The organism is Pseudomonas sp. LAIL14HWK12:I1 (assembly GCF_003202095.1).
Taxonomy (GTDB): domain Bacteria; phylum Pseudomonadota; class Gammaproteobacteria; order Pseudomonadales; family Pseudomonadaceae; genus Aquipseudomonas; species Aquipseudomonas monteilii.
In genome coordinates this window covers 114497-140333 of the sequence record NZ_QJKG01000006.1, presented here as the reverse complement: position 1 = coordinate 140333, position 25837 = coordinate 114497, and the positions used below count along the sequence as shown (strand labels likewise).

At 60.0% G+C, this 25837-nt stretch carries 29 protein-coding genes and 1 pseudogene; 21 read left to right on the top strand and 9 right to left on the bottom strand.

Annotated features, from left to right (window positions below):
* Positions 1-28 precede the first annotated feature (28 nt).
* The gene (gene paaF, locus D906_RS16715; RefSeq protein WP_025754113.1) at positions 29-802 is read right to left on the bottom strand and encodes a 2,3-dehydroadipyl-CoA hydratase PaaF; all 774 of its coding nucleotides are present in this window, start codon (positions 800-802) and stop codon (positions 29-31) included.
* A 348-nt stretch (positions 803-1150) separates the two neighbouring features.
* Between paaF and paaY the strand changes: the two genes are divergently transcribed.
* From paaY to D906_RS16630, 17 genes are all read left to right on the top strand, one after another.
* A complete protein-coding gene (gene paaY, locus D906_RS16710; protein ID WP_025754112.1) occupies positions 1151-1750 on the top strand; it encodes a phenylacetic acid degradation protein PaaY in 600 nt (199 codons plus the stop codon).
* 77 nt (positions 1751-1827) lie between these two features.
* Complete coding sequence (gene paaX / locus D906_RS16705; protein WP_176431016.1) at positions 1828-2751, top strand: phenylacetic acid degradation operon negative regulatory protein PaaX; 924 nt, start codon at positions 1828-1830, stop codon at positions 2749-2751.
* A gap of 212 nt (positions 2752-2963) precedes the next feature.
* A complete protein-coding gene (locus tag D906_RS16700; protein ID WP_019097392.1) occupies positions 2964-3491 on the top strand; it encodes a DUF3455 domain-containing protein in 528 nt (175 codons plus the stop codon).
* 103 nt (positions 3492-3594) lie between these two features.
* Complete coding sequence (locus tag D906_RS16695) at positions 3595-4143, top strand: sigma-70 family RNA polymerase sigma factor (RefSeq protein ID WP_019097391.1); 549 nt, start codon at positions 3595-3597, stop codon at positions 4141-4143.
* Positions 4140-4838, top strand: coding sequence for an anti-sigma factor domain-containing protein (locus D906_RS16690; protein ID WP_027615563.1), 699 nt, complete (start codon positions 4140-4142; stop codon positions 4836-4838). Before D906_RS16695 ends, D906_RS16690 begins: the two co-directional genes overlap by 4 nt.
* A gap of 349 nt (positions 4839-5187) precedes the next feature.
* Positions 5188-5865, top strand: coding sequence for a thermostable hemolysin (locus D906_RS16685; RefSeq protein WP_019097390.1), 678 nt, complete (start codon positions 5188-5190; stop codon positions 5863-5865).
* A complete protein-coding gene (locus D906_RS16680; protein WP_027615564.1) occupies positions 5855-7318 on the top strand; it encodes an AMP-binding protein in 1464 nt (487 codons plus the stop codon). The genes D906_RS16685 and D906_RS16680 overlap by 11 nt, the downstream gene beginning before the upstream one ends.
* Before the next feature lie 8 nt (positions 7319-7326).
* Complete coding sequence (locus tag D906_RS16675) at positions 7327-8007, top strand: TenA family transcriptional regulator (RefSeq protein ID WP_019097387.1); 681 nt, start codon at positions 7327-7329, stop codon at positions 8005-8007.
* Positions 7994-8800, top strand: a complete 807-nt coding sequence (locus tag D906_RS16670) for an SDR family oxidoreductase (protein WP_019097386.1) — start codon at positions 7994-7996, stop codon at positions 8798-8800. Before D906_RS16675 ends, D906_RS16670 begins: the two co-directional genes overlap by 14 nt.
* A complete protein-coding gene (locus D906_RS16665; protein WP_019097385.1) occupies positions 8797-9438 on the top strand; it encodes a tetratricopeptide repeat protein in 642 nt (213 codons plus the stop codon). Before D906_RS16670 ends, D906_RS16665 begins: the two co-directional genes overlap by 4 nt.
* Positions 9439-9440: 2 nt before the next feature.
* On the top strand, positions 9441-10103 hold the full coding sequence (locus tag D906_RS16660) for a response regulator (protein ID WP_019097384.1): 663 nt from the start codon (positions 9441-9443) through the stop codon (positions 10101-10103).
* Positions 10100-11464, top strand: coding sequence for a sensor histidine kinase (locus D906_RS16655; protein ID WP_026020364.1), 1365 nt, complete (start codon positions 10100-10102; stop codon positions 11462-11464). The genes D906_RS16660 and D906_RS16655 overlap by 4 nt, the downstream gene beginning before the upstream one ends.
* Positions 11465-11729: 265 nt before the next feature.
* Positions 11730-12266 (top strand): chalcone isomerase family protein, encoded by a 537-nt coding sequence (locus D906_RS16650; RefSeq protein ID WP_027615565.1) that lies wholly within the window; start codon positions 11730-11732, stop codon positions 12264-12266.
* 2 nt (positions 12267-12268) lie between these two features.
* Positions 12269-12805: a DUF3833 domain-containing protein gene (locus D906_RS16645; protein WP_024717789.1), complete on the top strand. Its 537-nt coding sequence runs from the start codon at positions 12269-12271 to the stop codon at positions 12803-12805.
* Entirely contained in the window at positions 12802-13107 is a 306-nt protein-coding gene (locus D906_RS16640) for a DUF6482 family protein (protein ID WP_027615566.1), read from the top strand. Before D906_RS16645 ends, D906_RS16640 begins: the two co-directional genes overlap by 4 nt.
* Before the next feature lie 8 nt (positions 13108-13115).
* The gene (locus tag D906_RS16635) at positions 13116-14642 is read left to right on the top strand and encodes a cryptochrome/photolyase family protein (protein WP_019097379.1); all 1527 of its coding nucleotides are present in this window, start codon (positions 13116-13118) and stop codon (positions 14640-14642) included.
* Positions 14639-14821: a DUF2256 domain-containing protein gene (locus tag D906_RS16630; RefSeq protein ID WP_080587356.1), complete on the top strand. Its 183-nt coding sequence runs from the start codon at positions 14639-14641 to the stop codon at positions 14819-14821. The genes D906_RS16635 and D906_RS16630 overlap by 4 nt, the downstream gene beginning before the upstream one ends.
* Here D906_RS16630 and D906_RS16625 read toward each other — a convergent pair.
* The 7 genes from D906_RS16625 to D906_RS16595 all read right to left on the bottom strand — a co-directional run bounded on the left by D906_RS16625 (position 14759) and on the right by D906_RS16595 (position 20264).
* A complete protein-coding gene (locus D906_RS16625) occupies positions 14759-15247 on the bottom strand; it encodes a DUF2878 domain-containing protein (RefSeq protein ID WP_027615567.1) in 489 nt (162 codons plus the stop codon). The two genes, D906_RS16630 and D906_RS16625, sit on opposite strands and share 63 nt — an antisense overlap.
* Positions 15247-16509 (bottom strand): cyclopropane-fatty-acyl-phospholipid synthase family protein, encoded by a 1263-nt coding sequence (locus D906_RS16620; RefSeq protein ID WP_016715192.1) that lies wholly within the window; start codon positions 16507-16509, stop codon positions 15247-15249. The genes D906_RS16625 and D906_RS16620 overlap by 1 nt, the downstream gene beginning before the upstream one ends.
* Complete coding sequence (locus tag D906_RS16615) at positions 16484-17293, bottom strand: DUF1365 domain-containing protein (RefSeq protein WP_027615568.1); 810 nt, start codon at positions 17291-17293, stop codon at positions 16484-16486. The genes D906_RS16620 and D906_RS16615 overlap by 26 nt, the downstream gene beginning before the upstream one ends.
* Positions 17290-18537 (bottom strand): NAD(P)/FAD-dependent oxidoreductase, encoded by a 1248-nt coding sequence (locus D906_RS16610; protein ID WP_027615569.1) that lies wholly within the window; start codon positions 18535-18537, stop codon positions 17290-17292. Before D906_RS16610 ends, D906_RS16615 begins: the two co-directional genes overlap by 4 nt.
* A 6-nt stretch (positions 18538-18543) precedes the next feature.
* On the bottom strand, positions 18544-19296 hold the full coding sequence (locus D906_RS16605) for an SDR family oxidoreductase (protein WP_019097375.1): 753 nt from the start codon (positions 19294-19296) through the stop codon (positions 18544-18546).
* Positions 19293-19715: a nuclear transport factor 2 family protein gene (locus tag D906_RS16600; RefSeq protein ID WP_019097374.1), complete on the bottom strand. Its 423-nt coding sequence runs from the start codon at positions 19713-19715 to the stop codon at positions 19293-19295. The genes D906_RS16605 and D906_RS16600 overlap by 4 nt, the downstream gene beginning before the upstream one ends.
* A 102-nt stretch (positions 19716-19817) precedes the next feature.
* A complete protein-coding gene (locus D906_RS16595) occupies positions 19818-20264 on the bottom strand; it encodes a PAS domain S-box protein (RefSeq protein WP_019097373.1) in 447 nt (148 codons plus the stop codon).
* Positions 20265-20418: 154 nt separating this feature from the next.
* Between D906_RS16595 and D906_RS16590 the strand changes: the two genes are divergently transcribed.
* Positions 20419-21306 (top strand): MerR family transcriptional regulator, encoded by an 888-nt coding sequence (locus tag D906_RS16590; protein WP_027615570.1) that lies wholly within the window; start codon positions 20419-20421, stop codon positions 21304-21306.
* Positions 21307-21377: 71 nt separating this feature from the next.
* On the opposite strand, the pseudogene D906_RS16585 reads toward D906_RS16590, so the two are convergent.
* Positions 21378-21765, bottom strand: a pseudogene (locus tag D906_RS16585) (site-specific integrase); the annotation flags it as partial.
* Between the two features lie 157 nt (positions 21766-21922).
* Here D906_RS16585 and D906_RS16580 point away from each other — a divergent pair.
* The 3 genes from D906_RS16580 (at position 21923) to D906_RS16575 (ending at position 25712) form a co-directional block, all read left to right on the top strand.
* Complete coding sequence (locus D906_RS16580; protein WP_019097369.1) at positions 21923-22489, top strand: hypothetical protein; 567 nt, start codon at positions 21923-21925, stop codon at positions 22487-22489.
* Between the two features lie 465 nt (positions 22490-22954).
* Positions 22955-24154, top strand: a complete 1200-nt coding sequence (locus D906_RS26480; protein WP_143503497.1) for a hypothetical protein — start codon at positions 22955-22957, stop codon at positions 24152-24154.
* A gap of 277 nt (positions 24155-24431) precedes the next feature.
* The gene (locus D906_RS16575) at positions 24432-25712 is read left to right on the top strand and encodes a site-specific integrase (protein ID WP_027615571.1); all 1281 of its coding nucleotides are present in this window, start codon (positions 24432-24434) and stop codon (positions 25710-25712) included.
* Positions 25713-25837 lie beyond the last annotated feature (125 nt).

Below are 25837 nucleotides of genomic sequence, written 5' to 3'. Positions count from 1 at the left end.
ACTCGCTCCATCAGTCGAGGGAAAATGGTCAGCGGCCCTGGAAGCGGGCCTGGCGCTTTTCCTGGAATGCCCGGATGCCTTCATCGCGGTCGGCGGTACCGGCAAGCAGGGTGAACGCATGCCGTTCGAAACGCAGGCCGCTGGCCAGGTCGGTGTCGCCGGCTTTCAGTAACGCTTCCTTGCCCAGGCGCACAGCCAGGGGCGCCTTGGCGGCAATGCTGCGGGCAACCTGCAGGGCGCGTTCCACGGTGAGTTCGGGTTGAGTGGTTTCGCTGACCAGGCCGGCCTGCAGGGCGTGGCGGGCGGTGATCGCTTCACCTGTCAACACCATCTGCATGGCCAACGGCTTGCCGACGGCGCGCAACAGGCGCTGGGTGCCGCCGGCGCCGGGGATGATGCCGAGGTTGATTTCCGGCTGACCGAAACGGGCGTCGGTACCGGCAATGACGATGTCGGCACACATCACCAGCTCGCAACCACCACCCAGTGCGTAGCCGTTCACGGCGGCAATCAGCGGCTTGGCGAATGCAGCGATCGCTTGCCAATGGGCTACACGAGGGTCGCTGAGAATCCCGACCAGATCGCGCTCGGCCATCTCACGGATGTCGGCACCTGCGGCAAATGCCTTGGGGCTGCCGGTAATCACTACGGCGCGTATCTGCTCGTCGCCCTCGGCAAGCTTCAAGGCCGCAGCCAGCTCTGCCAGTAGCTCGGTACACAAGGCATTCAGGGCCTCAGGCCGTTGCAAGGTGATGAGCTGAACGCCAAGTTCGGGCGCCTGCACATCGAGATATCGCGGCATCTCGGGTTCCTCTGGCTACACGCGCGGCACATCGTGGCGCCGGCATTTCTTGGAATTGTTTTTTGTAAGGCGTGATGCAGGATCACGACCAAGTGCAGCCAGTATATGCACCATGCGATACTGATATGCAACGTATAAAATGTTTCGTGTATCTCTTCACTCGCTCATAAACCTCAAAAACAGGCATCGATGACATTTCGATAAAACGGTTCACCAAGCCATTATTCAGTGGTATTGCCTGGATCCTTCCCGATTTTCCACTCACCTCAGAAGCGATACACGATTGACGGCCAAGCTACTTATGATACAAGCTCTAACCGCATTTCAAATCATTTCAGGAGTTTTGCCATGCCTTGTTATCGACTGGACGGCGTGACGCCCGTGGTGCATCCATCAGCCTACGTACACCCCAGTGCAGTGCTGATCGGCGATGTCATCGTCGGCCCTGGTTGCTACATAGGCCCATTGGCATCGCTGCGGGGTGATTTCGGCCGTATCGTGCTGGAGGAGGGTGCCAACCTGCAGGACACCTGCGTAATGCACGGTTTTCCGGGCGGAGATACCGTGGTAGAACGCAACGGGCATATCGGACATGGCGCCGTGTTGCACGGGTGCCGAGTGGGCGAGGACGCCTTGATCGGGATGAATGCGGTGGTGATGGATGGTGCCCATATCGCACCACGCTGCATCGTAGCGGCTGCCAGCTTCGTCAAAGCCGGCTTCGAGTGCGAAGCTCAAAGCCTTGTAATGGGCTCGCCAGCCCAGATGAAACGGCGCCTGAGCGAGCAGGAGCTGGCCTGGAAGCAGCGCGGCACTGCGCAATACCAGCAGTTGGCGCAGCGCTGCATGAACACCATGGTCGAATGCTCGCCACTGGCCGAGGTTGAAGCGGGGCGGCTGCGTATGGAAGACACAGGCATCAGGCCCAAAGGCCAGGCGACAGCATGAGCCTGCTTGCGTCACGCAATGGCCAGGCGGCCCGCCGCACAGGTATAGTCGGTGCTTTATCCGCGCACAGTTCGCCCATGAGCAATCTTGCCCCACTGAACAACTTGATCACTCGCTTCCAGGAGCAGACGCCGATCCGCGCCAGCTCCCTGATCATCACCTTGTACGGCGATGCCATCGAGCCCCACGGCGGTACCGTTTGGCTAGGTAGCCTGATCAACCTGCTGGAGCCAATCGGCATCAATGAACGGCTGATTCGCACATCGATCTTTCGCCTGACCAAAGAAGGCTGGCTCACGGCTGAAAAGGTTGGCAGGCGCAGTTACTACAGCCTGACGGGCACGGGTCGAAGGCGCTTCGAGAAAGCCTTCAAACGCGTCTACAGCCCAAGCCAACCCGCTTGGGACGGGGCGTGGACGCTGGTGCTGCTGTCGCAACTGGAGGCAGGGAAACGCAAGGCCTTGCGTGAAGAGCTGGAGTGGCAGGGGTTTGGTGTAATGGCGCCGAACCTGTTGGGTTGCCCGCGGGCAGACCGTGCAGACCTGGCTGCCACGTTGCGCGAACTTGAAGCCAGCGACGACAGCATCGTCTTTGAAACCCACACACAGGAAGTACTTGCGTCAAAAGCCATGCGCGCCCAGGTGCGGGAGAGCTGGCGTATCGACGAGCTGGGACAGCAGTACAGCGAGTTCATCCAGCTGTTCAGACCGCTGTGGCAGGGGCTGAAAGAGCAGACGGTGCTTGATGCGCAAGATTGCTTCCTGGCACGCACGCTGCTGATTCACGAGTACCGCCGCTTGCTGTTACGCGACCCGCAACTGCCAGAGGAGTTACTGCCAGGGGACTGGGAGGGAAGGGCCGCACGACAGCTGTGCCGTAACCTCTATCGGTTGGTGTTTGCCAGGGCAGAGGAATGGCTGAACGCAGCACTGGAGACGGCTGACGGTCCATTGCCCGATGTTAACGAGAGCTTCTACAAGCGGTTTGGTGGATTGGCGTAAGGGCAAAGAGTGGGCAGTTATCCGTCCTATAACTACGCTAAATGAATACAGATGAGATCACTCATCTGTATCCAGAGGGGTCGTTAGCTGTCGGTGCTGATGGGCGAAACCCGTTTTTTACCCATTCAGTGCATCCAGTCCGGCCGTTGGCGGGTATTGCTTATGGGCGGCCTGTGACTGCCCAGCCAAATGACCTGTCAGGAGCACTACCCATGAGCCTCAAACCCTCCGTCTGCCTGCTCGCCTGCTGCCTCGCCCTGGCGCTGCAACCCGCTCACGCCCAAACCGCGCTGCCAGATGCGGTCAAGGTCCCCGATGGTCATCGCGTCTTGCTCGAGACCGTCGGCGTCGGCGAGATCACCTACGAGTGCCGCGACAAGGCCAACACCCCTGGCCAGACCGAATGGACCTTCGTAGGCCCCAAGGCCGCGCTCAATGACCGTGCCGGCAGACAGGTGGGCGACTACTTCGGCCCACCCGCCACCTGGCAGGCCAAGGACGGATCAAAAGTCACCGGCACCCAGGTGGCGGTGGCACCTGCAGACAAGGGCGCTATACCTTATCAACTGGTCAAGGCCAACCTGGCCGAAGGCAAAGGCGCCATGCAGGGCGTCAGCTACATCCAGCGCCTGGCCACCCGCGGCGGCGTGGCGCCGGCAAGTGACTGTACGGCGCAGAACAAAGGTGCTAGGCAGGTCGTCATGTACCAGGCCGACTATGTGTTCTGGACAGCCAATTAAGACGCACTTGAGCAGACGCCTTGCAATCGTTCATCTATGCTCGTTGGCAAGCCCCCGGCTGGATGGCCGGGGTACCTTGCATGACACAAGGAAGCTGCACACATTGAACTCGCCTGTCGCCCCCTTCGACTTCCACCGCTGCCTAGAGGCCTGCGCACAGGGTGACCGGCGTGCCCTGCAGGCGCTTTACGACCACGAAGGCGCGCGCCTGCTGGGCGTTGCCCGGCGCATCGCGCGTGACGACGCCAGCGCAGAAGACATCGTCCACGATGCCTTTATCCGTATCTGGACCCGCTCCGCCAGCTTCGACCCCGCACGCGGCTCTGCGCGCGGCTGGATCTACAGCATCACCCGACACCTGGCACTGAATTCGATCCGCGATTCACGCCGTGAAACCGTGCTGGACGAAGCCGATATGGATACGACGCCCACATTGCACGGGGGATTCGATGACGTTGACCTCTGGTCAGGGTCGGCGAAGATCTACCGTTGCCTTGAAAAACTGCAGCCTGCACCACAGCGTTGCATCCTGCACGCTTATGTGGACGGCTGCAGCCACGCCGAAATCGCCGGGCTGCTGGGAGCGCCATTGGGCACCGTCAAAGCCTGGATCAAGCGCAGCCTCAAGGCATTGCGGGAATGCCTGGAATGAAGCCGGATACTGCCGAGGAACTGGACAGCCTCGCCGGCGAGTTCGTGCTGGGAACCCTGTCGCCACAGCAACACGCCACAGTGGCCGAGCGTCTGGTCAACGACACGGCTTTGCGCGCCGCAGTGAATGCCTGGGAAGCACGTTTGCTGGAGCTGACCGCGCTGGCGGCGCCGCAACCTCCAAGCGCACGCCTGTGGGGCCGCATCCAGCGCAGCCTGAATGAAATGGCCGCACCTGCCACACAACAGCAAGTTAAATGGTGGCGACGCCTCGGCCTGTGGCATGGGCTGAGTGCTGCGGGGCTGGCTGCAAGCGCGGTCCTGGCGTTTACATTGCTTACTGCGCCCCCGCCGACCACCCAATTCGTGGTGGTATTGGTGGCGCCGAACAGCCAAACTGCCGGCTGGGTGGTGCAGACCAGCGATAGCCGCATGATAGAGCTGATCCCGCTTGGCCAGGATGCTGTCCCCGAAGGCATGGCCCTTCAGTTCTGGACCAAGGGCGACCAATGGCAAGCACCGGTTTCACTGGGCCTAGTCAAACCCGGGGAGTCCTATCGTGTTCCGCTACAGAGCCTGCCACCGCTAGAGGCCAACCAATTGTTCGAACTGACACTGGAGAAATCTGGCGGTTCGCCTACCGGGCTGCCTACGGGCCCAGTGAAGTTCATTGGCCGCGCGGTAAAAGTGATCTGACCAAAGGTCTGCAACCACTGACCGCTATGGGTCGATAGCAGCCTTTGGCGATAGCTCCCAAGCAGGGGAATTTTGCTCCCCGTCGAATACGCATTCTTGCCCAGGCGCATTCGCGTATAAGCCTGTTTATGCGCTATCGACGTCTGGACCTCAAAATTCGGAGCGTTCCGACTGATTATAAAGCAGCAATGCTGACACCATTGTGACCAAGGAAAGGCCGCTCTTATCGCGCTGACTGCTGTCTCCAACGATCAGCACGCGCCCTGCGACCAAGGTCGAATCGGTGACTTCAGATTCCCTTCAGATTGACCACTGATACTCCCCCCATCAAGCCAACGGGGGGAGTTTCATGACCCAGTCTCAGTGGAGCGGCCTGCTCCCATTGCCTATCGGCAGCCACGTCGACCATCAGGCCCACTTGTCGCTGCATCTGCACAAGGACCCTGGCCGCGATGAGCTGGAGCACTTCATTCATCAGTGTTTTGCCAGCGTGCACCACGCTGATGTGCAGCATTACCTGCCAGAACTGCTGGCGCTGCATGACAGCCATGGTCGGCTGATTGCTGCCGCAGGCTTGCGCCCGGCCAGCAGCGGGCCGCTGTTTCTCGAACACTACCTGGATGAGCCGCTGGAAGCTGCAGTTTCACGCGTAGCGGGCTACCCCATTGAGCGTGAGTGCATGGTCGAAGTCGGCAACCTGGCCTCGCTCAGTGCCGGTAGCGCGCGAATCATGATCATAGCGGTGACCTGGCTATTGGCTACACGGGGCCTGAAGTGGGTGGCATTCACCGGCGCGACGACACTGATCAACAGCTTCCAGCGCCTGGGGTTGGTGCCATCGGTACTGGCGGCGGCCGACCCGGCTCGGCTGAATGGGCAGGTGGACCAATGGGGTACCTACTACGCTCAGCATCCGCAAGTCTTTGCCGGCAGCATTGGTCATGGCTTCGATGCCTTGAGCAAGGCTGGGGTGTTCCAGCGCCTAGGGTTGCCAACCGCCTTCCAGGAGACTGGTCATGCCGCATGAACTGGCGCGCTTCCATCAACTGCTGGTCACGTTTTCCCGCGATCACGGTGACGCCATTGCCGTGCAAGGGGCGACTGAGCGCTTCACCTACAGGCAGCTACTGGCAGAGGTGGGGTTGCGCACCCACGGCTTGCGTACGTGTTCGCCAGGCCCTCTGGTACTGGCGCTGGATAGCAGCCCGCAGTTGGTGTTCTGGGATTTGGCGGCGCTGTTTGCCGAGCGTCCTTGTGTAATCGTGCCGTCGTTCTTCAGTGTTGCCCAGTTCAGCCATTGCATCCAGCAGAGTGGCGCCAGCCATGTGCTGTGCGACCCGCAATGGCACGGTACGCTCGCCGAACTGGGGTTCGTTCAGCAGGACGTGTTCTGGGTTCGCGAGGCAGAGCCCGCTGCAGCGCTGCCTGAAGGTACCGCCAAGATCACCTACACCTCCGGCAGCACGGGCAAGCCCAAAGGCGTGTGCCTTTCTGCAGCGGCCCTGTTGCGTGTCGCCCGGGAACTGGAGGTGGCCAGCCGGCCCAGTGAACCTCAGCGTTACTTGGCGGTGCTGCCGCTGGGCGTGCTGCTGGAAAACCTTGGTGTCTACGCCGCATTGATGGCCGGGGCGAGTGTGCTGCTTTACCCCCAGGCGCAACTGGGCATGGGCGGTGCAAGCCAGGTCGATTTCAAGCGCTTGCTGGGGGCCATCGCCCTGAGCGGCGCGCAGAGCCTGATTCTGGTGCCGCAGCTGTTGATGGGGCTGATCACTGCTATCGAGCGTGGGCTGATGCGGGTGGGGGCGCTACGGTTCGTTGCGGTCGGCGGTGCCCGTGTGGCACCCAGCTTGCTGGCCCGCGCCGAAGCGATCGGCCTGCCGGTGTTCGAGGGCTATGGCTTGTCAGAGTGTGCTTCGGTGGTGGCCTTGAACCGGCCGGGCGCAACCCGCCGAGGCAGTGTCGGCAAGCCGCTGCCCCATGTGCAGGTGCGGATCGCCGAGGACGGGGAGGTATTGGTGGCGGGCTCGGTGCTGCTCGGCTATCTGGAGGAACCACCCGTCTGCGATAGCTGGTGGGCCACCGGCGACCTAGGCCATTTCGACGAGGAGGGCTACCTGTACCTCGATGGTCGCAAGAAACACCAGTTCATCACCAGCTTCGGGCGCAACGTCAACCCGGAATGGGTGGAGGCCGAACTGACCCAGAGCGGCGTGATCGCCCAGGCGTTCGTACATGGCGAGGCCCTGCCAAAGAACCTGGCATTGCTCTGGCCGCTGGACCCCGCTACCCCCGACACCCTCATCGACCAGGCTGTGCAGCAGTGCAATGCCTTGCTGCCGGACTACGCCAGGGTCCATTCCTGGCGTCGCCTGCCGTGCCCCCTGTCCAGTACCGACGACACACTGACCGCCAATGGCCGCCCGCGCCGCGAGGCCATCCTGCGGCGTTACCACTCCCTGTTATCCGACATCCCTTTGTGAGGTCTGCCATGTCCTTTTTCGATACCCTGCAAATGCAAACCACCCAGGAGCGTCAGGCCCTATTTGCCGTGCCGGTTATACGCGATGCGCTGGCGGGGCACGTCAGCATCGACAGCTATGTGGCCTTCCTGACTCAGGCATACCACCATGTACGCCATACCGTGCCGCTGATGATGGCGTGCGGGGCGCGCCTGCCTTCGCGCCTGGAATGGCTGCGCGGCGCCGTGTGTGAATACATCGAGGAGGAGTACGGCCACGAGCAGTGGATCCTCAATGACATCAATGCCTGTGGTGCCGATTGGGAGGCGGTGCGTGACGGTCGCCCGGCGCTGCCGATCGAGCTGATGGTCGCTTACCTTTACGACTTGATTGCCCGTGGCAACCCGGTCGGGCTGTTTGGCATGGTCAATGTGCTCGAAGGCACCAGCATTGCCCTGGCCACCCAGGCCGCCGGCACAATCCAGCGCACGCTGGCGTTGCCCGACAGGGCCTTCAGCTACCTCAGCTCCCATGGCGCGCTGGACCAAGACCACATGGTCACCTACCGGCAGTTGATGGACCGCCTTGATGATGCTGACGACCAGCGGGCTGTGATCCATGCGGCCAAAGTGGTTTACCGGCTGTATACCGACATGTTCCAGGGGCTGCCGCGTGCGGGCCTGCAAGAGGTGCGTCATGCGCTTGTCTGAGTGTGTAGTCATACTCACCGGCGCCAGCGGAGGCATCGGCCTGGAGCTGGCCGAACAGTTGTGTGCAGCCGGTGCCCGGGTACTGGCGGTGAGCCGGCAGATGGGCAAGCTCGCCGGTTTGATGAACCGTTATCACGACAGGCTGCTCTGGCAGTCGGCCGATCTGCGCAGCCATGAGGGGCGTGAGCAGGTGCTTGCCCGTGCCCGGGAGATGGGCGGGGTCAACGTCCTGATCAATGCCGCGGGCGTGAACCGTTTTGCCCTGTTCGACCAGGTCGACGAGCTGGCGCTGAACGAGTTGCTGGACATTAACCTCAAAGCCGCCCTGCAACTGACGCGTGTGTGTCTGCCGCTGCTGCGCGCACAACCCAGAGCACTGGTGGTCAACGTCGGCTCCACCTACGGCTCGATCGGCTACCCCGGCTATGCCACCTACTGCGCCAGCAAGTTTGCCCTGCGCGGCTTCTCGGAGGCGCTGCGCCGCGAGCTGGCCGATACCTCGATTAATGTCATGTACGCTGCACCCCGGGCGACCCGCACCGCAATGAACAGCAGCGCTGCCACGGCGCTCAACGAGGCGCTGAAGGTTGGCATGGACGACCCGGCAGACGTGGCCCGTGCTGTGCTCAAGGCCGTGCAGTCAGAACGCAGCGAGCTTTACCTGGGCTGGCCAGAAAAGCTCTTCGTGCGCATCAACGGCATGTTGCCCGGCGTGGTCGACCGTGCACTGCGCAAGCAATTGCCGTTGATCCGTCGTTACCTCGCTAGCCATTCCAAGGAGTCGATCAAATGAAACGTCTGTTCATCGCTAGCCTGCTTGCGTTCGCACCGCTCACCTGGGCGCTGGACCAGGCCGGCAGCCAACAATTGGCTAACTTGCAGCAGCGCTGGGCGCAGATCCAGTACCAGACGCCTAAAGACAAACGCGCCGATGCGTTCGAGAAACTCGCAGCTGATGCTTCTACGCTGGTCCATCAGCACCCGGGCTCGGCCGAACCCCTGATCTGGGAGGGCATCATCAACAGCAGTTGGGCGGGTGCCACAGGCGGCCTGGGGGCGCTGGGTAAGGTCAAGTCGGCCAAGGCGAGCCTGGAACAGGCGATGGAAATGGACCCCACCGCCTTGCAAGGGTCCGCTTACACCAGCCTGGGGACCTTGTACGACCAGGTACCCGGCTGGCCCATCGGTTTTGGGGACAGCGACAAAGCTGACGCCTTGTTGCGCAAGGCGTTGCAAATAAACCCCAATGGTATCGACAGCAATTACTTCTGGGCCGATCATCTCTTCCGGCAGAAACGCTACGCTGAAGCCACCGCTGCCCTGGAAAAAGCACGCCAGGCGCCGCCACGGCCAGGCCGCGAACTGGCCGATCAGGGCCGGCGTGGCGATATCGATGCTTTACTCAAGGCCATCAAGGACAAACAGGACTGAACATGCGGCTGCTGCTGGTTGAGGATGATACCGCCTTGGGCGAGGGGATCTGCGACGGGTTGCGCCAAGAGGGCTACACCCTCGACTGGCTGCGCGATGGCCTGAGCGGGCTGCATGCCCTGCAACACGAAGTATTCGACCTGGTGATCCTCGACCTCGGGCTGCCGCGGTTGGACGGCATCGAGCTGCTGCGACGGGTGAGGGCAGGGGGCAACAGCTTGCCGGTACTGATCCTCACCGCGCGTGATGCGACCGAGGACCGTATCTCTGGCCTGGATGCCGGTGCCGACGACTACCTGGTCAAACCTTTCGACCTCAATGAGCTCAAGGCCCGCCTGCGCGCCTTGCTCAGGCGCAGCGCCGGGCGGGCCAAGGTGGTGATCGAGCACGCCGGTGTAAGCCTGGACCCTGCTACCCAGCAGGTGTGCTACAACGGCGTGCCTGTGATACTGACGCCCAAGGAGTATCGCCTGCTGCACGAATTGCTGGCGCAACCGGGCAAGGTGTTCACCCGTGAGCGGTTGACCCAGCTGCTGTATGGCTGGGACGAGGAGCCTGAGAGCAACACGCTGGAGGTGAACATCTATCACTTGCGCAAGAAACTGTTCAACGGCCTGATCCGCACGGTGCGCGGTATCGGTTATCTGGTCGAGGCCAAGCTGTGAGTTCGTTGCGCCAGCGCACATTGTGGCGGGTGATGGCGCTGATGCTGCTCGGCACCGGCTTGTTGGCGTTGTACAACTATCACGACAGCCGACGCGAGATCAATGAAGTCTACGATGCTCACATGGCTCAGAATGCCCGGCTGTTGCAGGGGGTGATGAACCTGCCGGTGCAGGATGGCAACCGCGAAAAGCTGTATCAGGCATTTAACGAGGCGCTGGGCAAGGCCGGGCGCCACCGTGTGGGCCACCCCTATGAGAGCAAGCTGGCATTCCAGGTGTGGGGTGAGGGAGCACGGTTGCTGGTGCACACCCCCAGTGCACCGACGCTCGACGCACCGCCTGCGGCGGCGGGCTTCTACGATTTTGACAGTGGTGGCGAACAGTGGCGCGGCTTTGTATTACCGGTGCCCGAAAAACAGTGGGTAATCTGGGTGGGTGAGCGCGACGATGTGCGTTACGACCTGATCGACCGCATCGTACGCCATACCCTTTTCCCGTTCCTGCTCGGCAGCCTGGGCCTGGCGCTGTTGGTCTGGGCGGCCATCGGCTGGGGGTTGCGCCCGTTGCAGAACATGGCCGATGTGATTCGTGGGCGCCATGCCGACTCCCTCGAACCCCTGCAACTGGTGCCGTTGCCGACCGAGCTTGAGCCTATGCAAGCCGCCATCAACCGCCTGCTGGCGCAGATCGATGATCTGCTGCGGCGTGAGCATCGCTTCATTGCCGACGCCGCCCATGAGATGCGCACACCGCTGGCGATCCTGCGTCTGCATGCGCAGAACGCACAGGCCGCCAGTACCGATGCCGAGCGCCAGAAAGCCCTGGGTTTTCTGATTGGCGGCGTGGACCGGCTGACCCGGGTGGTCAACCAGTTGCTGACCCTCGCCCGGGTCGAGCCGCGCCTTGGCCAGCGCGCCACCACCCGTGTCGACCTGGGCGAAGTGGTCACCGATGTGCTGGTGGATCTCACCCCCTGGATACTGGATCGCGGCCTTGAGCCCTCGCTGGATCTCAGCGAAGGTGACCATGGCCTGATGATCGATGCCGGAGCGTTGGGCATCGCCTTGCAGAACCTGGTTTCCAATGCGGTGGAGCATTCACCGCCTGGCGGGCGCATCACTGTATCACTGAGGCGCCTGGCCAATCGCTTCGAACTGGTTGTCGAAGATGAAGGCCCAGGTATAGACGATGCGAATCTTGTGCGGGTATTCGAGCGTTTCTATAGCCGCAATAGCCCCAATGGCGCAGGGCTGGGGTTATCCATCGTGGCCACTATTGTCGATCGGCTGGGGGGCCAGGTGCGCTTGGAAAACAGGGCCAATGGTGGACTTGCTGCCATCGTGTCGCTTCCCTTGCAGTGAACTGCCCGATACTGCCTCAAAGCCCTCTAGAAGGTGCTGCTCAGCAGCCAACCGAGCACGCCGCAGCTCAGGACAGCCAACCCTTCAGGCCACTTCCAGAACATCAGGGCCATCAAGGCGACGAGCTCGAAGGGCTTCGCGCGCATTTCGAGCAGGATGGCCGCTACGCCCTGCTGTTCCTGTCGTATTAAAATCTATGCAAGGCAATTAAATATCTGTACACAGTGCTATTATTGTACAGTATTTGGGCGTGCTGGAGGTCAGTATGGCACACCGTGCTCGTTGGACCTTGCTTTGTCTGCTACTGGCTGCCTTTTCGGCGGTGGCGGGCTGGCGAGCGGAGCTGCCGGGGGCGCAACGGCTGGGGGGCGGTGAGTTCACTTGGTTTGGCCTGCGTCTTTACACAGCCCAATTATGGACAACAGGGCCAGTTCATGACTGGAACCAGCCTTTCGCCCTTGAGCTCCTCTACCACCGATCGCTGTCCAGGGAAACCTTGGTACAGGCCAGCCTCAAGGAAATGCACCGTCTCAACGCCCGCAGTATAACGCCGCACCAACACACGGCGTGGGCCCATGCGATTGAACAGGCATTCGTGGACGTACGCCCCGGCATGCGCATTACTGGCTTGTACCTGCCGGGGCAGGGCTGCCGCTTTTACGTCGACGGTAAACTCAGCCGCGAAATCGCCGACCCAACCTTTGCCAGGGCGTTCTTTGCCATCTGGCTCGACCCCCGAGCCAGGGATACACAGCTGCGTCAGCGCCTGCTTGGGCTGGCTGGCAACGATCGAGGAACATGAACATGTACAAAGTACTGTTGCTGGTTTCCTGCCTGCTTCTGGGCAGCTGTGGCAATGTCGGTGTCGAGCACTATGCCCAGGAGCAGCCGAAATTGGACCTGGCTGCATTTTTTTCGCGACCGGTGCAGGCTTGGGGGATGTTCCAGAAGCGTTCAGGGGAAGTGGTCAAGCGCTTCCACGTGCGTATCGACAGCCGCCGCGAAGGTGAGCGGTTGATCCTCGACGAACATTTTCTGTACAGCGATGGCACTCGCCAGCAGCGTACCTGGACACTGGTGCCGGACGGCCCTGGCCGCTGGCGCGGTACCGCGGGGGACGTGATCGGCGAAGCGCGCGGCGAAGTCGCGGGTAACGCGCTGCGATGGCGTTACCAGCTGGACCTGCCGGTTGACGGGCGGCACTGGCAGGTAGACCTGGACGACTGGATGTACCTCATGGATGACGACACCCTGATCAACCGTTCGAGCATGAGTAAGCTGGGCGTTGAGATTGGCCAGATCACCCTGTTCTTCCGCCGCCTGCCAGAGGGCACACCATGAACCTGATCGCGCTTACCCAGCTGGTCTCGACCGGCGAAGCAAAGGAACTTGAACTGCTGTCGCTGGAGGGCGGCTTCTACCTCCTGCGCGCCTTGACCGACGCCGGCCCCGTGACATTGAGCGATGCCCATGGGCAGCCCGTTCGCGTGCGCTCCACTACCGAGCTGCGGCAGCTGTTGGCCGACCTGCCACCCGTGCCCTGCATGCTGGTACAGCAGGTGGTACATGATGAGATGTGCGGGCAACGTGACGCCCCCGTTGCGCCGCTGCGCGTGCCTGTAACGCTCACTAGTCAGTGGTAGCCTGAACGATGCGCCTTGGCCTTGTACTGGGTGACCAACTGTCGTTCGACCTGGCGAGCCTGGCTGCCCTTGACCCCGCCCGCGATGCTGTTCTGATGGCGGAAGTGGAGGGTGAGGCCCGCTACGTGCCGCATCATCCGCTCAAGATCGTTCTCATCTTCAGCGCCATGCGGCACTTTGCCCAGGCCCTGCGTGAGCGGGGTTGGCAGGTGCATTATGTCGAGCTCGATGCTGACGGCAACAGCGGCAGCATCGTTGGCGAAGTGCATCGCTGGCAACACGCCCTGGGCGCCACGCACATTCACCTGACCGAGTGCGGAGAGTGGCGCCTGGAGCAGGCTTTGCGGGATACCGCATTGCCCCTCGTGTGGCATCGCGACACGCGTTTTCTGTGCTCTCGCGAAGCCTTCGCGCGCTGGGCCCATGAGCGTAGCCAGCTGCGTATGGAGCACTTCTACCGTGGCATGCGCAAACGAACCGGCCTGCTTTTGGAGCCCGACGGCAGTCCGGCAGGCGGGGCCTGGAATTTTGATGGTGATAACCGTAAGTCATTACCTCGCCACTTGCGTGGGCCGTTCGCTGCGCATTTCGCGCAGGACGGGATCACGGCAGCGGTGGTCGCCCTGGTACGTCGGCGCTTCAGCGACCACTACGGGGACATCGACGGCTTCGACTACCCTGTGACCCATGCCGAGGCACAGCAGCTGTGGCAGCATTTTCTGGATTTTGGCCTGGCGGCTTTTGGCGACTACCAGGACGCGATGGCCGAAGGCGAGCCGTACCTGTTCCATGCGCGCATCAGTGCGGCGCTCAATATCGGGCTTCTGGATGTCAGAGGTTTGTGTGAGGAGGTCGACAAGGCCTGGCGAGAGGGGCGGGTACCGCTTAATGCAGCTGAAGGCTTCATTCGCCAGTTGATCGGCTGGCGAGAGTATGTGCGCGGCATCTACTGGCTGCGCATGCCGGAGTATGCCGGGCTCAATCACCTAGGCAACGACCGAGCGTTACCTGAATTCTATTGGACCGGGCGCACCCGCATGCGCTGCATGGAGCAAGCCATCGGGCAGACCCTGCGGTTGGGCTACGCGCACCATATCCAGCGGCTGATGGTGACCGGCAACTTCGCCCTGCTGGCCGGAATCGTGCCCACCGCGATTTGCGAATGGTACCTGGCGGTCTATATGGATGCCTTCGACTGGGTCGAGCTGCCGAACACGCTTGGCATGGTGATGCACGCCGACGGCGGCTACCTGGGGTCCAAGCCATACTGCGCTAGTGGTCGTTACATCCAGCGCATGTCCGATCATTGCAAGGCTTGCAGTTACAAGGTCGATCATGTGATCGAGGACGATGGCTGCCCGTTCAATGCCCTGTACTGGCATTTTCTCATCCGCCATCGCCCCCTGCTATCGACGAACCCGCGTTTAGCTCTGGTCTATCGCAGCCTTGATGGCATGACGGCTAGCCGCCGCGACGCCGTGTGGCAGCGTGGCCAGGCACTGTTGGCGCAGCTTGATGCGCAGCAGGCGTTATGAAAAAGAGCCTTTTGCCCAGCAAGGTCTGCGTGGTGTGTGGTCGGCCGTTCAACTGGCGGAAGCGCTGGGCCCGCTGTTGGGAGCAGGTGCGCTATTGCTCCGAGCGATGCCGCCGGTCAGCGCCGCGCCGCGAGGCGCGCGAGCAGTGGCAGGGCCAAGGCCCAAATCGGCATCAGTAGCAGGCCGGTTTGCAGCGCGCCAAGCGGCAGGGCGACATCCGCAAACCTTGCGCCGCCTACATAGGCTAAGGGGCCACCCACTGCGCCAAGCAGCGCACCGAGCTGCCAGTGCCTGCCGGCCCATGCCAGGCTGTGGCGCATGCCGCTGGCCAGCACCACCCACAGCAGCGCCAGCCACAGGGGCAGCGGCCAGGCGTCGAAACCGAACATGCCCAGTGCCCCCAGCGAACTATCGAGCACACACCCGGCCAAGGTGACGCGCAACAGCGCCTTGACCTCGGCGTTAACATCCGGACACAGGCGCAGGTGCACCACCACACCTACAATCACCAGCAGCAGTAGCCAAGGGCGCTCTGCGCCCAGCACGCAGATCCACCAGCCAGCCTGTAACCAGACGGCATTGGCGACCAGCCACCGCCCGGGCATCAGGCACCGTAAGGTAATGGGGCGCGCCGTGCCAGTGGCGCTGCCCACAGCAGGTGCGCAACGCCGATGGTGCGCTCCTCGAAACCGCCCTGGCAGTAACACAGGTAAAACTCCCACAGGCGCTGGAACATGTCGTCGTAGCCCAGGTCCGTCAGTGCTGTGCGCGCCTGGCGCAGGTTTTCCCGCCAGTGCTGCAGGGTGCGGGCATAGTCCCGGCCGAAGTCTTCCATGTGCACGAGGTTGAGTGCGGTATGCCGGCTGGCGGTGTCGAGCAATACGCTCAGCGAAGGCAGGGCGCCACCGGGGAAAATGTAGCGCTGGATGAAGTCCACCGAGCTCCGCGCCTGGGCGTAGCGCTGGTCGCGGATGGTGATCGCCTGCAGCAGCATCAGGCCGTCGGGCTTGAGTAGCGAGGCACACTGGCGGAAATACACGGGCAGGTAACGATGGCCGACTGCTTCGATCATTTCGATCGAAACCAGTTTGTCGAAGGTGCCTTGAAGGTCCCGGTAGTCTTCGCGAAGTACCTGGACGCGCTGCTCCAGCCCGAGGGCCTGAACGCGCGCCAGGGTATGGCTGTACTGCGCCTCGGAGATCGTCGTGGTGGTGACCCTGCAGCCGTATCGGGTGGCTGCGTGGATCGCCAGGCTGCCCCAGCCGCTGCCAATTTCCAGCAGGTGATCGTCAGGGTGCAGTTCAAGCTTCTGGCAGATGCGCTCCAGCTTGTACAACTGGGCTTGCTCCAGTGTTTGCCCGGGATGTTCGAATTGGGCCGCCGAATACATCATGGTGGGGTCCAGCAGCCGCTCGAACAGAGCATTCCCCAGATCGTAATGCGCCAGAATATTGCGCCGTGCACCGCGTTTGTTATTGCGGTTGAACCGGTGCAGAAGCCGCAGGGCAGGGCGACCGAAACGGGCCAGCCCCCCCTCCAGCGCGTCGAGCACTTCAAGGTTGGCGACGAACAGGCGGGTCACCAGCGCCAGGTCGGGGCTTCGCCAATATCCGTGGATGTAGGCCTCGCCAGCACCGATCGAGCCATTGCCGACGATCAGGCTCCAGGAGGCGTCATCGAGGATCTCCACCTCAGCCTGCAACGGGCTGTCGACATCACCGAAACTCCACTGCTGCCCGTGGCTGAGCAGACGCAGATGGCCGTGGCGCAGCTTGCGCAGCTGGGCGAGCACCGCGCCTCGTGCCAGCCCGCCAAGCAAGGGTGCAAGGCCTGCGAACTTGCTAACGCTCAGTGTGGGATTCGACATCATCAGGGTCCTCGCAAGGTTGGCCCAGCGCCAGGTCATTCTGGCTGGTGGTGTGGTCATGCACGGGGGTGAGTTTGAGTAACAGGCGTAGCGCTTGCCAGTAGATGGCCGAGACAGTGCGCAGGCTCATCCATGGGAAGGTCATGACATACCCGCGCAGCGCGGTTGCATCCAGTGGCTGACGGTGCAGGGCGAGGTCGGCCTCGAACACCTTGTGGCCGTCCTGCCAGTTCTGCATATGTATGCGTACATGGTCTGCGCTCAGGGAAAAGCGCAGGTGATAGTCCATGTCCCGTGGCATGAACGGCGAAACATGGAAGGCCTTGGCCACGGTGAACGGTTTGGCAAGGTTTTCCTGCACCGGTAGTACGTAATGAAAACGCTCGCGCCACGGGGTGTTGCGCACCTCCATCAGGATTGCCGTCAGATAGTCGTCGCGGTCGTGGCAGAAATAGAAGCTCACCGGGTTGAACGACAGCCCCCAGCAACGCAGTTGCGTCAGCAGCCGTACCGGGCCATTGGGCATGTGACCAGTGGCCTGACACACCAGCAAGCGTGCGGCCTGCGCCAGGGTTACGCCGTGGCGGGTCTGAGCTGGCAGGTAGTCGGTCTCGCGCCAGCACAGCGGCGCCATACGCCAGCGCCCAAGCCAGCGTGACAGGCCCATTAACCAGGCTTGTTCGTCCAAGTCCATGTAGAACATGCCGATCCGGTAGCGGAAAGCATGCAGGTGCGGTTTCAGCCTGCGGTGGCTGATCCAGCCCAGGCAAAGGCTGCTGTTCACAATTGCTCTCCGAAATGTGCAGCCACCTTCAGGGCGCTGACCACCCCGTCCTCGTGAAAGCCGTTGCCCCAGTAGGCGCCACAGAAGTAGCTGTGAAGCTGGCCCTGCAGTTGTGCCTGGCACGCCTGTGCGGCGGACGCGGCGATGCTGTACTGCGGATGGGCATACTGAAAGCGCGCGATCACCTGCGCCGGGTCTATCAGTGCGGTCTGGTTGAGGCTCACGCAGAAGGTTGTCGGTGCCTGGATTCCTTGCAGGATGTTCATGTTGTAGGTCAGCGCGGCGGGAGCCTGCGAGGGGCCGCCCAGGCGGTAGTTCCAGCTGGCCCAGGCGCTCTTTCGGCGTGGCAGCAGGCGGGTATCGGTGTGCAGCACCACATCGTTGCTGGCGTAGCCGATGGCGCCGAGTACAGCGCGCTCCTGCATGGTTGGGGTTTCCAATAGCGCCAGAGCCTGGTCGCTGTGGCAAGCGAACACCACATTGTCGAAGCGTTCGGGGCCGGCCGCGCTCACCAGATTCACGCCTCCGTCATCGCGGCTGACCCGGGATACCTTGCATTTGAGGCGTATGCGTTCAGCAAACGGTCTGCACAGCGGCGCGATATAGCTGCGTGAACCGCCTTGAACCACCCGCCACTGTGGACGCTGGTTGACCGACAGCAAGCCGTGGTTGCGACAGAAACGGACGAAGAACTCAAGGGGGAAATGGAGCATATCGGCGCGGGACATCGACCAGATCGCAGACCCCATCGGCACGATGTAGTGGTCGATGAAACGCTGCCCGTAGCGCTGTGTCTGAAGGTAGGCGCCCAGGGTGGTGTCTTTATCGATTCGCCGATTGTCCAGGTCGGCCAGCGCCTGGCGGTTGAAGCGCAGAATATCACGGATCATGCCCCAGAAACCTGGCGACACCAGGTTACGGCGTTGGGCAAACAGTGTGTTCAGATCGTGACCGTTGTATTCCAAGCCAATGACCGGATCATGCACGGAAAAACTCATTTCAGTCGGCTGCGAGGTGACCTTGAGCTGGTCGAGCAAGCGTATGAAGTTGGGGTAGGTCCAGTCGTTGAAAACGATGAAGCCGGTATCTATTGCATAGCGCTGGCCCTGCCAGACCACATCGAGGGTGTGCGTGTGCCCTCCGATCCATTGCTCGGCTTCGAAAACCGTTACTTCATGCTTGCGTGACAGCAGATGGGCGCAGGTCAGCCCCGCGATGCCACTGCCGATGATTGCGATACGCATGGATCATCATTCCTGTTCATGACGGGCGAGTCGTTGGCCAAGTGCCAAACGTAGGCGCGCGGGTAGCACCCCTAACAAGCGCAACACCAAGGTGAAAAGGCCGGGAAAGTTGATTTCCAGGGGGCGCCGGGGCAGGCGCGTGGCGATATACCGCGCTGCGCGCTGCGCCGTCCACAGCTGCGGCATGGGGAAATCGTTGCGACGGGTCAGTGGCGTGTCGACGAAGCCAGGGCTGACAAGGGTGACTGCGATGCCCTCGTGAGCAAGGTCTATTCGCTGTGACTCCACCAGATAGCGCACTGCGGCTTTGGACGCGCCGTAGGCGCCGGCGCGGGGCAGGGCCAGCCAGGTCACAGAGCTGCCCATCACCACCAGGTGAGGGCGCTGGCCGGCGCGAAGCAAGGGCAGTGCGGCCGCCAGGCAGTAGCTGACACCCAGCAGGTTTGTGCGCATTACACGCTCGACCAACGCTGGATCGAAATGCCCAGGCTCCAGGTATTCGCAGGTGCCGGCATTGAGAATGGCCATGTCCAGTCCTCCCCAGGCCTTCTCGATCTGTGCGGCGATCCCGGCGACCTGCTCAGGCTTGTCAAGATCGCCAATGACCAGTATTACCTGCCCGGGAAACTTTTGGGCCAGAGGAGCAAGTCGATCGGCGTGGCGCCCGCCCAAGGCAACCTGGTGGCCTTGCTCCAGGAGGATGTGTGCGAGTGCGGCACCGATACCGCTGCTTGCGCCGGTCAACCAGCAGCGGCTCATGCCAGCCTGCCTTTGAGCCAGCGGATTGCACCGCCCATGAGGGGGAGGTGTTCATAAAGCAGGGCACCGGCGTCGAAATAGTCCTGATGAAAATGCACGCGGTCGCGCCAATGCAAGCAACTACACCCTTGCAACGTGATCGGCTGACCGCGGGCCAAGCGTGGGTGGCAAAACTGCAGCGTCCAGCGCAGGTAGCCTTGACCTGGCCTTACCTCGTCGGCGCTGGTGATGGAATAGCGGATATCCCTGGCGTTGGCGTACAACTGCTCGAAATAGGCGCGCAGGGCAGGCAGCCCTTGTATGTGATGCAGAGGGTCGCGAAAGGTGACATCTTCGCAGTACAGTTTTTCCAGCGTGTCGAGGTTAGCCCCATCGAGGCTGGTGAAGCGCTCGACGAATTGCTGTAGGTACGTTGACATACTGGGCTCCAGGCAATCCTGTACAAAATCTGTTTGTTGTACAGGTATAGCTGAAAACCAAGCATTAATCTATACAGGAAGACGACTTTGTATAGATTTTTGTCATTGCTCGATCTGTCCCAGTTGCCAGCGCAATTCAGCCACTTCAGCCTCAAGCTCGCGTACTTTCTCCTCGGCGCATATCTGCGCTGTGACGTCCCGCTGAATACCAATGTAGTACGTCAGCTGGTCCGCTTCGTTGTTAACAGGCGTGATGGACAACTCATTCCAGAACAGGCTCCCGTCCTTGCGGTAGTTACGCAGCACCTGGCGGCAGGGGCGGCCTTTGCGGATCGCATCGCGGATGGTTGCCAGGCCCTCCTGGTCATGAGCCTCGCCCTGAAGAAAACGGCAGTCCTGATAGAGGATATCGTCGGCGCAATAGCCGGTCAGGCGCTCGAAGGCGGGGTTGACGTAGATAAGGATACTGTCATTACCTTCCTGCTCGGCGACGACGATACCATCGTTCGAATGCTCGACCATCAGTTGCAGGAGTTTCGCGTTGATCATAGGGGCCCACCTACAGCGGTTCGTATGCGATATGCGCAGCGTAGCTTCTGTGCAGAAGGTTTCGGCGCCGTTTGTTGCATGATGAACCAAGGAGGCTCGCCGCAGAAGGTGCATATGGGTTTAGAATGGTTCACCACTCGGATATTCCCTCGTTATGACTGACGCCACCCCACCCAATTTGCTACCTATGCGCGATGTCGTCAGCATGACCGGCATCAACCCGGTGACCCTACGTGCCTGGGAGCGGCGCCATGGGTTGCTACGTCCACAGCGCACCGAGGGCGGCCATCGCCTGTACACGGTGGGGGATGTCCAGCGCATACGCGACATCTTGCGCTGGACGGCAAACGGCCTGTCCGTCAGCAAGGTCGGCGATCTGCTCGCGGCGCACCCTGAGGCGTCTGCGCAGCAGCATTCGGCCTTTGACGACTGGCGCGCGGCCGTGGTGCGCGCAACCAAGGCATTCGATGGGCCGGCACTGGAGGGGATCCATGGTCAGTTGTTCACTCTCTTGCAGAAGGCCACCGTGCTGCGTGAAGTGCTGATGCCGGTTTGGCATGACCTGGCTTCAGGCAAAGCGCCAGGCCAGCGTAGCCAGTGGTTGTTTCTCGACACGTTCCTGCGCGCCCGCTTGCTGTTGCGTCTGCAGGTGAACCAGGTCGATGCGCCGCAGGTTTTGCTAGCCGGTAGCGAGGGGCAAGCCGAACTCAGTGTGTTGTGCGCCGGGCTACTCTTGAGCAGCGAGCAACAGCGAATCGACGTGCTCGGTTGCGGACAGCCACTTGAAGAGCTCCCCATCGTGTGTGCGGCCATGCAGCCTGCGGCACTGGTGATAAAAGTCAACGCACCGGTGAGCCCAACCTTGGCGAAGCGCTTGCGGTCGTTGCAGATGGAAATTGCGTGCCCGCTGGCCTTGATAGGCGAGGGGCTGGCCGATTCGCAACCCACCTTGAACGGAATTCCGCTATGCCTGCTGGACGAGGGAGGCGCTGACGCCCCGCGCATGCTGAATGCCTTGCACAGCGGTGCTCTTGACGTTTGACCGAAGGGCTTGCCCCTTTACCGTCATGTCTGAACCTCGCCACTGTCGACAATCCGACGACCGGGCACCAGATCTTCCTCGGCCAACGCTTCCGTCGCCTCGATCAGATAGTCCCATTGCAGGTGGGCGAGGGCGCGGCCGGCCACTTCTTGGGTGTTGGGCTGCTTATAGGCGCCTTTTTGTTTGATTGCGCGGAATGGATTCGCCTCACGCTTAGGCGCGGTCTGGCTGAATGGGCGCCAGGCGGGATGGACCTCGTAAATGTCGTCGCGGCTTTTCAGCCGGCCGTCGATTCGCAGGAATCGTGACTTCACCAAAGGCTTCGGCTTCGGCATCGCTGCGCCGCAGGGCCAGCAGTGGTTTTTCAGCCACCAGCAGCGACCCAAGCAGCAAACGCTCGACATGCGTGCGGTAGGAGTTGAAGGTAGCTTCATTACCGGCGTAGGGGGCTTGCAATATCCGGGAAGGTTACTTTCTTGACAAGCCACGCATATAACTAAACTAAATGAATATTTAGTTTAGTTATTCCTTGGTCGAATATTATAAGGGCAGGGTAGCTCATCCGCTGAACCAGGGAAAGCTCAATTCCTGGACCGCTGCTCTTTGGAGAATCTCGATGCAACCGCATCTGACACCCTGGATGGTTGAGAGCGCGTACCGCTATTGCGAGGCTGCAAAGCACCTACTTACTGGTCACGACATGATGGCAATTGCCCAACTAAATGCGGCAATTGGCATGGAAATCCTGCTTAAAAGCTTCGTTGCCCGTCCAAACGGGAACCACGGCAAGATTCATGAGACTTACGATCTGGACGCAAGCATGATCAAGGCAGCTCACCTTGAACTTAAGCGTTCTGGTCGTGCTGCGCCGAAGCTAGATAAGCACGATCTACTCACGCTTTTTTACGCAGTGCCTGCAGATGTCCGGTCGCGACTTCTATTCGACCAGGAGGAAGAATGGATCGAGCGTTATCGTAACGTCTTCACAAACGCTCGCTATCCGTACGAAGCAAGCTCGCCAGGCGGTTATGACGACATGCTGATCTACATTTTGGGTCAGATGATTGAGCGCGTTGTGATGTGGTACCGCGAGCAAGGCTGCCGCGATGTGTTCATCGTGTGCCATGGGATGACGCCGGCCGATTTCCAGTCCAAAGCGGGAAATGAGCCTGAACCTTCGTGAGCCTGGCTTCAAATCTGTCCACTTCTCGCCCTGGTAGCTCCATCCATGGTGTCTCATAATGCATATTATGTTAAATTATGTGCTCTGTCAGAGATGTTCGTACGCGTAGTCGTCGGTAATCTTTACTTGTGACCGGCATCCATAGATGCGAATTTTGTAATCCATAGATGCGCTCGAAAAATCAGTGACTTAGCTGTATTGGCTTGCCTGCGGCAGCCTTGACGTACTCCTCAAATGCGCGAAATCGACGAGGAACGACCCAAAAATCACGTTACTCATAGATGATAATTCAGCCTGAAGCCAAACCTCTTAATCTAGAAAACTCAATAACTTAGAGATCAATTGTGAAATTCATAAATGATAAATCCTTAATGCTCCGGCACCTCATAGATGCGAACACCGCTCCGAATATCCTCAGGTGATGTCTAAGCTACACTTCAGTTCAGGCTTGCAATGTGAACGACCGTGATGATTGAACCTCGCCCAATTTATTCTGATCAAGACACAATCACGCTCCCCTTGGAAAAGTACTTTGAGCTGCATCCGGAAATCCGTGGGTACATTGAGAAATTCAACCATGAAGATAACCCTGTAGCTCTTTTTGATGCGCTCAGGTTGTTTCTTGCTGGTTATATTCGACATGACCAACCGGCCGAAATTAGCTCTACCTATGCATACTACCGTGGAGTGACTGAGCGGTTACTGCTCTGGTCCTGGGTCGAGCGTCAACAGCCGCTTTCAAGTTTGCGCGTGCATGATTTTAAGGAGTTCCTCAGATTTTGTGCTTCACCGCCTGATAACTGGATAGCAGCTAGTCCTTTTCGCCGATTTATTTCCGGGGATGATGGAAAACGGTTAATGAATAATTGGTGGCGCCCTTTTTCAAGTGCATCAACCAGCGAGGGGGCCGGACCAAGAGCGCTCGCAGGTATTAAATCGATATGCATCCAAATTTTCGACTACTTAGCGGCCAAAGCAATTCTAGAGGTCAATCCAGCTTCGCAGGTGGAAACTTCTTTCGTCAATAGTATCGGTGGCAAGGGTGTATCGCTAGTAGGAAGACTGGAAACGGAACATCTGGAATACCTTTTAAGGGCGGCAAGGTACATGTGCGAGCATGACTCTGCGCATGAACGATCCCTATTTATTTTGGCCATGACAATTTATCTGCTTGTTCCTGTCAGGTTCATGTCAGGAAATAGGTTTTGGCAGCCAACTTGTTCTAGCTTCCATAAGGATTCGTCCTGGAACTATTTAGTTTTTGACTCCGCTAGATCTTTTAAAATTAGCGCTCCTGCTGAATTTACCCCCTACTTAGAACGCTATCTGAATGCGCGAGACGTCTCATTTATCCAAGGCCGATTGCCAGATGTTGCGCTTTTCACCACGGTGCACGGAAGGCCAGGGTTAAGCGTCAGACAGATTGGTAATATTATGAGGGATGTTTCGTGTGTGGCGGCAGATCTGATGGCGAGAGACGGCTGTGATGAAACATTAATCAAACAAGTTACGGAGGCGCGCATGGATAGTATTCGTACGGCTAGCATTATGAGATCTATTGATACCTATGGGTTTGGCCAGACGCGTGGTAGATTGGCTTACGAGACGCTTAATGCCCTTCACAACCGATTCTCCGCTGACTCGACCACGAATTTTGATATGTGAGCTTTTGTGAAAACCATCAGGATTGATCGACTGCATTCATGTCCTTGCACTGGCATATTTTCATGATTTTTCCGCCTTAGTGGTAAGCCGGAAAGTGGATGTCACCCATGCGAAGCCACTTACATTGACCTAGGAGAAGGTTTCATCGGCCACCATTGCGTGCCAAGTGACGCACCGCTACTATCGATCGCCTGACGCTTACGTCTCTAATGTCATCGAACTTCCGATTACTGTCATAACTGGAAGTCTATTGTCTTCAAAATCTGGCTGGTATTCCATGGCGCGCGCACCCCAACCCTTGTTCGAAACCTACGACAACTTCATCGAGCAAGACTTCAGTATGTACGGCTCACCGTTGGCCTGCGTCGCGTCCTTCTTGAATGAGTGTGAAGCTACGTTGGAACCTGACCGGGGCTACGCTGCGGTGCGTGCGTTCTTGCGCGCGTTTTCCGACAACGCGCAGACGTTCAATTCGTACCGCAGTCATACCGAGCGCTTGTTGCTGTGGGCACTACTGGTCCAGGGCAAGCCGCTGAATCACCTGAAGCGCCAGGATGCGCAAGACTATCTGGATTTCTGCCGAAACCCGCCAGCTGACTGGGTCGGTCCGGTGACCCGCAGTCGTTTTCTGGACAACCCGGTCGCGGTGGATGCACGCGAAGCCTGGATGCCTAATCCCAAATGGCATCCCTTCAACATGAAGTCCAGCAAGGCGATGGCTGCAGAATCTCCTGGCACCCAGCACTATCAAGCGGCGAACGGCACATTAAATCAGGTGTACACGGTCTGCAGCCGGTTCTATGAGTTCCTCATTGAAGATGGCTTCACCCAAGCGAATCCTTTTCGACTCCTTAAAAAAGGCAACCGATTCTCCACGCAAGAACTCGAAGTTGCTTCTTCGCGGGCGCTCACGCCGCTGCAGTGGGACTTCGTCCTGGATACCGTTGAGGAGATGGCGAACGCCGAGCCGGAGCGGCATGAGCGAACCTTGTTTATTGTTGCCACGCTGTTCGCCATGTACCTGCGGGTTTCAGATCTCGCCGGTCGAAAGAATTGGAAGCCCACCATGGGAGACTTTCGCTTAGATGATGAAGGCAACTGGTGGTACTTCACGGTGGGTAAAGGCAACAAGGCGGCCAAGATTGCCGTGCGGGATATTTACGTAGAGCGCTATTTGAAACGTTATCGCCGATTCCTGGGGCTTTCCGAATTACCTCATCCCGGGGAAAGTACGCCGCTGATCAAAACGCTCAAGGGTCGCGCAGGTTTGTCTGACCGACAGATCCGCGCCCTCCTCCAGGCTGTTTTTGATAAAGCCGTAGAGAAGATGCGCAGCGAAGGCCGCGCGAACCATGAGATGGAAAGTCTGCGCTGTGCGTCTGCGCACTGGCTGCGACACACCTCTGCCACCTTTGACGCGCCGCTGCGCAATCCTAAAGACCTGCAGGAAGACCTGCGGCACAGCAACCTCAGTACGACCCAGAACACCTATTATCACGCGCATGATCAGGAGCGCGCGCATTCGGTTAAACGCATCGGCATGCGCGACCGCGGTTGAGCTCGGATCGCCTGCCGATTCCCAGCCTGGCGTCCACAGGGATCGAAGCCTTTTTCTAGGAGCCAAGAGTGAAAATTACCGGGCGGGTCGAGATTGAGGCCATTACTGATGTCACGTGTGACGTC